3 protein-coding genes are annotated in these 1,277 nt (G+C 29.7%); all 3 read right to left on the bottom strand.

The annotated features are described in order from the left end of the window. Positions 1-247: 247 nt before the first annotated feature. The 3 genes from HG1285_RS01030 to HG1285_RS01040 are packed head-to-tail and all read right to left on the bottom strand — an operon-like array spanning position 248 to position 1,161. Positions 248-538 (bottom strand): prepilin-type N-terminal cleavage/methylation domain-containing protein, encoded by a 291-nt coding sequence (locus HG1285_RS01030; RefSeq protein WP_032497199.1) that lies wholly within the window; start codon positions 536-538, stop codon positions 248-250. Further along, a complete protein-coding gene (gene gspG, locus HG1285_RS01035; RefSeq protein ID WP_232219544.1) occupies positions 531-977 on the bottom strand; it encodes a type II secretion system major pseudopilin GspG in 447 nt (148 codons plus the stop codon). Before gspG ends, HG1285_RS01030 begins: the two co-directional genes overlap by 8 nt. Further along, the gene (locus HG1285_RS01040) at positions 970-1,161 is read right to left on the bottom strand and encodes a hypothetical protein (protein WP_008289497.1); all 192 of its coding nucleotides are present in this window, start codon (positions 1,159-1,161) and stop codon (positions 970-972) included. Before HG1285_RS01040 ends, gspG begins: the two co-directional genes overlap by 8 nt. Positions 1,162-1,277 lie beyond the last annotated feature (116 nt).

The raw sequence follows: 1,277 nt of genomic DNA, 5'->3' as shown, positions 1-1,277 counted from the left end.
ACAGGATAACCTGTGTAAAAAGAAATTCTATCTTCATCTATCTTTATATTTTCATACCTTTTTTCGTATTTTGAAAAAAAGCTGTGCTGTAAGCTGATTGATAAACGACAATTGAACCGTAGAATTGTTTAACTCTGAGCTAAAACTAAACATTGATTTTATGTTATTTATAAAGACAAATCCACCAATAGAAAAAACAATCGCAATTAAAGTAATAACTATTAAAAGCTCAAGTAAGGTAAATCCTTTATCTTGTTTCATAATAAAAAATTACAGGATTTCCATTATAGATATAAATTTTCTTTTTTACCCCGTATTGGGTATCTTCATACTTTTCTTTAACAGCTGGGATTTCTTTAAATTCTTCTTTTATATCGTAAATATACCTCTTAACTTTTTGAATAGCTTTAATATCTTTTGCTAAACTTCCATAGTTTCTTATATAGTTTGTGTAAATTTTTAAAATAACTGATAGGGAAACTGCTAAAATTAGCGTAGCAATTACAACCTCAAGTAATGTAAATCCTTTCCTATTCATCCCATACTGAAATATCATCTTCTGTTCCAACTTCCCCATCAGGTCCTGCTGATTTTAATTCAAAAGGGTGCTTATCTGAAGGATAAATGTAAATAAGCTCATTTCCCCAAGCATCTTTAGGCACTTTTTCTAAATACTGCTTCCATTTTTTCGGTACTGGTGGTGTGTCAGGTTTTTTTACAAGGGCTTTTAAACCTTGCTCAGTAGTTGGATATGTTCCGTTATCAACTTTGTACATTTCAAGTGCTCTTTTAACTTCTTTTAACTGTATTTTGGTAGTATCAATTTTTGCTTCACCAAGTCTTCCTGTAAGTTTTGGGACTAAAAGCGCCGCAAGAAGCGATAAAATAACAATTACTACTAAAAGTTCAAGTAGTGTAAACCCTTTATTTTCCCTCATTTTTTCTCCCTTAAGGTTTTTTATTATTTTATCACTCATCATAAGGAATTTCTTCTTCCATCCCCCATTCTTCTAATTTCTCAGTTTTTATCCTTTCTTCCCAGCAGTCTTTACAAAAAACAAGTCCCTCTATATTAGGGTCTTCATAAAGCTCTTTTTTAGAACCGCATTTGAAACATTCTTCGTTCTTGTCCTTGACTTTTTTTAATTTCTGATAATCCATATTACACGCTATTCCCATAATTTTTAATTGTTATAATTTTAAAATATACTTGAAATTAATAAAAATACAATGGAGAAATAATTATGTTTGAATCTTTTGAACAGATAAAAAAAGAT

The sequence above is a fragment of the Hydrogenivirga sp. 128-5-R1-1 genome (assembly GCF_000171895.1).
The sequence above is the reverse complement of the archived record's forward strand: the minus strand, read 5'-3'. Positions and strand labels throughout refer to the sequence as shown.